This is a genomic window from Streptomyces aureus (assembly GCF_001418135.1).
GTDB classification, from domain to species: domain Bacteria; phylum Actinomycetota; class Actinomycetes; order Streptomycetales; family Streptomycetaceae; genus Streptomyces; species Streptomyces aureus_A.
The window spans coordinates 1-6,343 of sequence record NZ_LIPQ01000353.1; the positions used below are offsets into that span (position 1 = coordinate 1).

The 6,343-nt window shown below is 72.1% G+C and carries 6 protein-coding genes; 5 read left to right on the forward strand and 1 reads right to left on the reverse strand.

Annotated elements, in window-relative coordinates; translation table 11 throughout:
• From AOK00_RS26870 to AOK00_RS26885, 4 genes are all read left to right on the forward strand, one after another.
• The coding region (locus AOK00_RS26870; RefSeq protein WP_216822273.1) for a hypothetical protein at window positions 1-530 on the forward strand (530 nt) is incomplete at its 5' end.
• A gap of 170 nt (window positions 531-700) precedes the next feature.
• Entirely contained in the window at window positions 701-1,933 is a 1,233-nt protein-coding gene (locus AOK00_RS26875; protein ID WP_055602846.1) for an arginine deiminase, read from the forward strand.
• Between the two features lie 136 nt (window positions 1,934-2,069).
• Window positions 2,070-3,125, forward strand: coding sequence for an ornithine carbamoyltransferase (gene argF, locus AOK00_RS26880; RefSeq protein WP_055602847.1), 1,056 nt, complete (start codon window positions 2,070-2,072; stop codon window positions 3,123-3,125).
• A gap of 91 nt (window positions 3,126-3,216) precedes the next feature.
• Window positions 3,217-4,683, forward strand: coding sequence for an amino acid permease (locus AOK00_RS26885; RefSeq protein WP_107097474.1), 1,467 nt, complete (start codon window positions 3,217-3,219; stop codon window positions 4,681-4,683).
• Here the strand turns inward: AOK00_RS26885 and AOK00_RS26890 are convergent.
• Window positions 4,637-5,146, reverse strand: coding sequence for an ATP-binding protein (locus AOK00_RS26890; RefSeq protein WP_079042212.1), 510 nt, complete (start codon window positions 5,144-5,146; stop codon window positions 4,637-4,639). The two genes, AOK00_RS26885 and AOK00_RS26890, sit on opposite strands and share 47 nt — an antisense overlap.
• A 245-nt stretch (window positions 5,147-5,391) precedes the next feature.
• Here AOK00_RS26890 and AOK00_RS26895 point away from each other — a divergent pair, with 245 nt between their 5' ends.
• Window positions 5,392-6,276 carry an enoyl-CoA hydratase-related protein gene (locus AOK00_RS26895; RefSeq protein ID WP_079042213.1) on the forward strand — a complete coding sequence of 295 codons (885 nt, stop codon included), beginning with the start codon at window positions 5,392-5,394 and terminating at the stop codon, window positions 6,274-6,276.
• Window positions 6,277-6,343 lie beyond the last annotated feature (67 nt).

Here is a 6,343-nt window from a genome sequence, read left to right on the forward strand (position 1 = left end):
ACCTCGCACAGCTCCCGGCGCCAGCCGATCCTCCCAGCATCCGCAGGCGCCGGGAGCTGTGCGAGGTGGCCATCGGCCAGGAGTTCTGGGCCGTCGCACCGTCGGGCGCCTCCGCCGACCCGTCCGACCCGCCGGAGGAGCAGCGCGCGGCCAACGCCGCCGAGCTGCACCGCTGGGCCGTGCGCCCGCTCCTCGCCGGCGGCGACGCCCCGGTCGGCACCGTGGGGGAGCTGCTGGCCCGGCTCCGTACGAGCCCGGTGCCGTCCGCCCGTGAGACCTTCTGGCTGATCGTCGACGACGAGCGCCCCGGTCTGCCGGAAGCCGTCTGGCTCACCCTCCTCAAGGACGCGTACGGCCTGCCCCGTACGGCGCGCCGCCCGCAGCCGCCCGCACCCGGGGCGGTCACCGGCCACCCGGACGATCCCGCAAACGGCTACACCCGGCGCTTCCTGCGCCGCGCCGGGCTGCTGATCGGCGGCATGGTGGCGGCGATCGTCCTGCTCGTCGTCGTACGGGAGTGGTTCGGCTGACCGGGACCGAGACCAGGACCGAGACCAGGACCGGTACCGGTACCGAAACCCGGACCGAGGCGGAGACCGCCGCCACGGGGCGCGGGGACACCGCCGGTCATCCGGCGCGCCCCGGCCCCTCCTGCCCCGAAACACAGGCCACGGGCGGCCCGCTCCGTCAGGATGGGCGCATGGGATTCCACGTCGATTCCGAGACCGGGCGGCTGCGCCGCGTCATCCTGCACCGGCCCGATCTGGAGCTGAAGCGGCTCACCCCGACCAACAAGGACGCCCTGCTCTTCGACGACGTGCTCTGGGTGCGCAGGGCCCGGCAGGAGCACGACGGCTTCGCGGACGTGCTGCGGGACCGGGGCGTGGAGGTGCACCTCTTCGGGGATCTCCTGAGCGAGTCCCTCGACGTGCCCACCGCCCGCGCGCTGGTGCTCGACCGCGTCTTCGACGAGAAGGAGTACGGCCCGCTCGCCGCCGACCATCTCCGGGCCGCGTTCGACTCGCTGGACGCGGGTGCGCTGGCCGAGGCGCTCGTCGGCGGGATGACGAAGCGGGAGTTCCTGGCGGCGCACCGCGAGCCGACCTCGGTCCGTTTCCACGCCCTGGACCTGGACGACTTCGTCCTCGGTCCGCTGCCGAACCACATCTTCACGCGGGACACCTCGGCCTGGATCTACGACGGCGTCTCGATCAACGCGATGCGCTGGCCGGCCCGGCAGCGCGAGACCGTGCACTTCGAGGCGATCTACAAGCACCATCCGCTGTTCACGGGGGCCGAGGCGGGCCCCTTCCACCACTGGTCGGAGGGGCAGACCGACTACCCGTCGACGATCGAGGGCGGGGACGTGCTCGTCATCGGCAACGGCGCCGTGCTGATCGGGATGAGCGAGCGGACGACGCCGCAGGCGGTGGAGATGCTGGCCCGGGGCATGTTCGCGGCGGGTTCGGCGCGCACGATCATCGCGCTCGACATGCCGAAGCGGCGCGCGTTCATGCACCTGGACACGGTGATGACGATGGTCGACCAGGACACGTTCACGCAGTACGCGGGGCTCGGGATGCTCCGCTCGTACACGATCGAACCGGGGGACGCCGGCCAGTCCCTGCGGGTGACCGACCATCCGCCGGAGCAGATGCACAGCGCCATCGCCGCGGCGCTCGGCCTCCAGGACATCCGGGTCCTGACGGCCACGCAGGACGTGCACGCGGCCGAGCGCGAGCAGTGGGACGACGGCTGCAACGTGCTCGCGGTGGAGCCGGGGGTGGTCGTCGCGTACGAGCGGAACGTCACGACCAACACCCATCTGCGGAAGCAGGGCATCGAGGTGATCGAGATCCCCGGCAGCGAGCTGGGCCGGGGGAGGGGCGGCCCGCGCTGCATGAGCTGTCCGGTGGAGCGGGACGCCGTCTGACGGGGCCGTGGCAGGGGCCGTACCGGGAACGAGATCAGGGCTGTATATAAATGTTGAAGTGCGTATACACTTCCAGGGTCCCTGATCGTCGTCCCCGATCGCCGACCCCTCGACCGTACCCACAGGAGCGCGTCCCATGGCCACAGACCTCATCGGCCGCCACTTCCTCAAGGAGCTGGACTTCACCGCCGAGGAGTTCCGCGGCCTGATCGCGCTCGCCGCCGAACTCAAGGCCGCCAAGAAGGCCGGCGCCGAGGTCCAGCGGCTGCGCGGCCGGAACATCGCGCTGATCTTCGAGAAGACCTCGACCCGCACCCGCTGCGCCTTCGAGGTCGCCGCCGCCGACCAGGGGGCCACCACCACCTACCTGGACCCCTCCGGCTCCCAGATGGGCCACAAGGAGTCGGTCAAGGACACCGCCCGCGTCCTCGGCCGGATGTTCGACGGCATCGAGTACCGGGGCGACGGCCAGGACATCGTCGAGGAACTCGCCGCCTTCGCCGGCGTCCCCGTGTTCAACGGGCTCACCGACGACTGGCACCCCACCCAGATGCTCGCCGACGTGCTCACCATGACCGAGCACACGGACAAGCCGCTGGACGCCGTCTCCTTCGCCTACCTCGGCGACGCCCGCTTCAACATGGGCAACTCCTACCTGGTCACCGGCGCCCTGCTCGGCATGGACGTCCGGATCGTCGCCCCGCGGGCGTACTGGCCGTCCGAAGGGATCGTCGCCGCCGCCCGCGAGCTCGCGGAGACCAGCGGGGCCACGGTCACCCTCACCGAGGACGTGACCGAGGGGGTTCGCGGCGCCGACTTCGTGGCCACCGACGTCTGGGTCTCCATGGGAGAGCCCAAGGAGGTCTGGGACGAGCGGATCTCCGCCCTCGCCCCCTACTCCGTGACGATGGACGTGCTGCGCGCCACCGGGAACCCCGACGTCAAGTTCCTGCACTGTCTGCCGGCCTTCCACGACCTGGGCACGGACGTCGGGCGGGACATCCACGCCCGGCACGGCCTCACCGAGCTGGAGGTCTCCGACGAGGTCTTCGAGTCGGAGCACTCGGTCGTCTTCGACGAGGCGGAGAACCGGATGCACACGATCAAGGCGGTCCTGGTCGCGACGATGGCCGGCGGCCCGCTTCCCGCGGTGGTCCCCGCGGCGATCCCCACGGTGCTCCCTCAGGCATAGCTTTGCGCCCGATTGGGTGAATATGTGTGGTGCGGTTTACGATCGCACCCTTACAGGGGGTTCGGGCGTGCACGCCCGAACCCCCTGACGCATGCCCATGAGAGATGAGAACCACCGCATGACCCCGTCCGCCCCGCGGATCAAGACCCCGCAGCAGCTCCTCGCCGAGTCCGGCGCCGACCTCGAAGGCCACGGCCTCAAGCGCACCATGGGCCTCTTCCAGCTCGTCTGCTTCGGTGTCGGCGCGATCGTCGGCACCGGCATCTTCGTCGGTCTCTCCGACAGCGTCGCCGAGGCGGGTCCGGCGGTGGTGATCTCCTTCGTCCTCGCCGCGATCACCTGCATCTTCACCGCCTTCTCCTTCGCGGAGCTGGGCGGCGCGATCCCGGTCTCGGGCTCCTCGTACTCCTTCGCGTACGCGAGCCTCGGTGAGCGGGCCGCCTTCCTCGTCGGCTGGTGCCTGCTCCTGGAGTACGGCGTCTCGGTCTCCGCGGTCGCCGTCGGCTGGAGCCAGTACCTCAACGAACTGCTCGAAAGCCTCACCGGCCGGCAGCTGCCGGCCGCGCTCTCCGCCGGGCCCGGCGAGGGCGGGGTCGTCAACGTGCCCGCCGTGGTCGTGATCGCGCTCGCCGCCACGCTGCTGGTGCGCGGGGTCCGGGAGAGCGCGCGGGCGACCGCCGCCATGGCGATCCTCAAGATCGGGATCCTGGTCGTCTTCTGCGTCGTCGGCTTCTCGGCCTTCCAGGCCGGCCACCTCTCGCCGTTCGCCGAGCACGGCATGAGCGGGATCACCGCGGGCGCCTCGGTGGCCTTCTTCTCGTACATCGGCTTCGACGCGATCACCACGGCCGGCGAGGAGGTCAAGAACCCGCGGCGGAACATCCCGACCGCGATCCTCATCTGCATCGGGCTCGTCACGCTGCTCTACTGCGCCGTCGCGCTCTCCGCGATCGGGGCCCTCGGCGCCGACGCCGTGGCCGACCGGCCGGCCGCGCTCTCGCTGGTCGTCGACCAGGTCACCGGGTCGTCGGTCGGCGGCGGGATCATCGCGTTCGGCGCGGTCGTCGCCATCGCGTCCGTCGTCCTCGCGGTGATGTACGGGCAGACCCGCGTCCTGATGTCGATGTCCCGCGACGGTCTCGTGCCCCGCGTCTTCGCGCGGGTCTCGCCGAAGTCCGCCACCCCGGTGGCCAACACGTGGATCGTGGCCGCGGTCTTCGCCGTTCCGGCGGCGTTCGCCCCGCTCGACGTGGTCGTCGACCTGACCACCATCGGCACGCTCGCCGTCATGGCGGTCGTCAACCTCGCGGTGATGGTGCTGCGGCGCCGGAATCCCGAGCTGCCGCGCTCGTTCCGGGTGCCGCTCTTCCCCCTGAGCCCGATCCTCGGCATCGGGTTCTGCCTCTATCTGATGTGGGGCACGGGCTGGACGACCTGGCTGCAGTTCGCCGGATTCCTGGTCGTCGGAACGCTGGTGTACGCGGGCTACGGGCGCCGCCGCTCGCGTCTGGTCACCGCTCCGAGCGAGGGCGCTGCGCCGGTATCCCCGGCAGGGTGAACCAGACGGCCTTTCCGTGCTCCGTGGGGCGGTGGCCGCAGTCGCTGCTGAGGGCCCGGACGAGGAGCAGACCCCGGCCGTGCTCCTGCCAGGGGTCCACCTCCCCGGGCGCGGGGCAGACGAGCTCGCCCGCACGGGCGGGCTCGGAGTCGTGGACCTCGATCTGACAGCCGCCGGGCGTGGCGAGCAGCTCGACGACCAGCTCGATGGGGCCCAGGCCGGCGGTGTGCTCGACGGCGTTGGCGACGAGCTCGGCGGTGAGCAGCTCCGCGGTGTCGCTGTCGGGGCGGCCGGGGGCCCCGGGGCCGAGGTCGGTGAGAGCGGTACGGATCAGGGCGCGGGCGATCGGCACGGCGGCGGTGGTGTGGGGCAGCCGGACGCGCCAGGAGGCGGCGGGTCCGTGTGCGGCGGGCCCGGCCGGTCCGGCGGGTGGGCCGGCTTCGGGTCCGGTGGCTTCGGGCATGGGGCGGCTCCCTTCACCGAGTGGGGGTGGGCGAGTGGGGTGGAGGCATCCCGAGACGTCCTGGTTTCAACCTTACGAGGTGCAAATCTTTTCTTCAGAGGCGCCCCTCCCGGATCGGTAGGGACTTCCGTCATCGGCTGCCGAGGACCTTCGGCACTACGCCCTCACCCCTCCCTTATCGCGTACTCGTGACGACGGTCACAGTAGAGTGATACCCTCCGAACGGAGGAAGGAGGCCGTTCCGGATGAGCCCCTTTACCGGCTCCACGCCCCGCACGGCACGCTGGGACCATCTGCGCGTCGACATCGACCGGGGCGTCGCCACCGTCACGCTGGCCCGCCCCGCGAAACTCAACGCCCTCACCTTCGGCGCCTACGCCGACCTGCGCGACCTCCTCGCCGAGCTCTCCCGCGAGCGGTCCGTCCGCGCGCTCGTCCTCGACGGCGAGGGCCGCGGCTTCTGCTCCGGCGGCGACGTCGACGAGATCATCGGCGCCACGCTCGCGCTCGACACCGCCCAGCTCCTCGACTTCAACCGGATGACCGGCCAGGTCGTCCGGGCCCTCCGCGAGTGCCCCTTCCCGGTCGTCGCCGCCCTCCACGGCGTCGCGGCGGGCGCCGGGGCCGTCCTCGCCCTCGCCGCCGACTTCCGGATCGCCGACCCCACGACCCGCTTCGCGTTCCTCTTCACCCGGGTCGGACTCTCCGGCGGCGACATGGGCGCCTCCTGGCTGCTGCCCCGGCTGACCGGCCTCGGCTTCGCCTCCGACATGATGCTCACCGGCCGGTTCGTGGCCGCCGACGAGGCCCTCGCCCGCGGCCTGGTGAGCCGGGTGACCGCCCCCGGCGAACTGGCCGGCGCCGCGCTCGGCCTCGCCGCCGAGGTCGCCGCGAACAGCCCGGTCTCACTGGCCCTCACCAAGCAGGTGCTCCAGGCCAACACCGACGCGCCTTCGCTGGCGGCCGCCCTCGAACGGGAGGCCCCCGTGCAGGTCGTCGCCGCCCACTCGCCGGACGTCCGCGAGGCGGTGGCCGCCTTCCGGGCCCGCCGCGCCCCCGACTTCGCCGCGGCCCGGCCCACCGAACCCCAGCACGCCGGGGACGCCGTCCCGTCGGCGACCCCCTCCTGAAAGGAACCCCACGTGACCACCGAGAACGCCTGGCAGCCCCGGATCCTGCGCCCCGCCGACGTCGGCG

Coding starts and splice junctions, on each gene's coding strand:
- AOK00_RS26885 (WP_107097474.1), top strand. CDS start 3,217: ATGCCCATGAGAGATGAGAACCACCGCATGACCCCGTCCGCCCCGCGG.
- AOK00_RS26895 (WP_079042213.1), top strand. CDS start 5,392: ATGAGCCCCTTTACCGGCTCCACGCCCCGCACGGCACGCTGGGACCAT.
- argF (WP_055602847.1), top strand. CDS start 2,070: ATGGCCACAGACCTCATCGGCCGCCACTTCCTCAAGGAGCTGGACTTC.
- AOK00_RS26890 (WP_079042212.1), bottom strand. CDS start 5,146: ATGCCCGAAGCCACCGGACCCGAAGCCGGCCCACCCGCCGGACCGGCC.
- AOK00_RS26875 (WP_055602846.1), top strand. CDS start 701: ATGGGATTCCACGTCGATTCCGAGACCGGGCGGCTGCGCCGCGTCATC.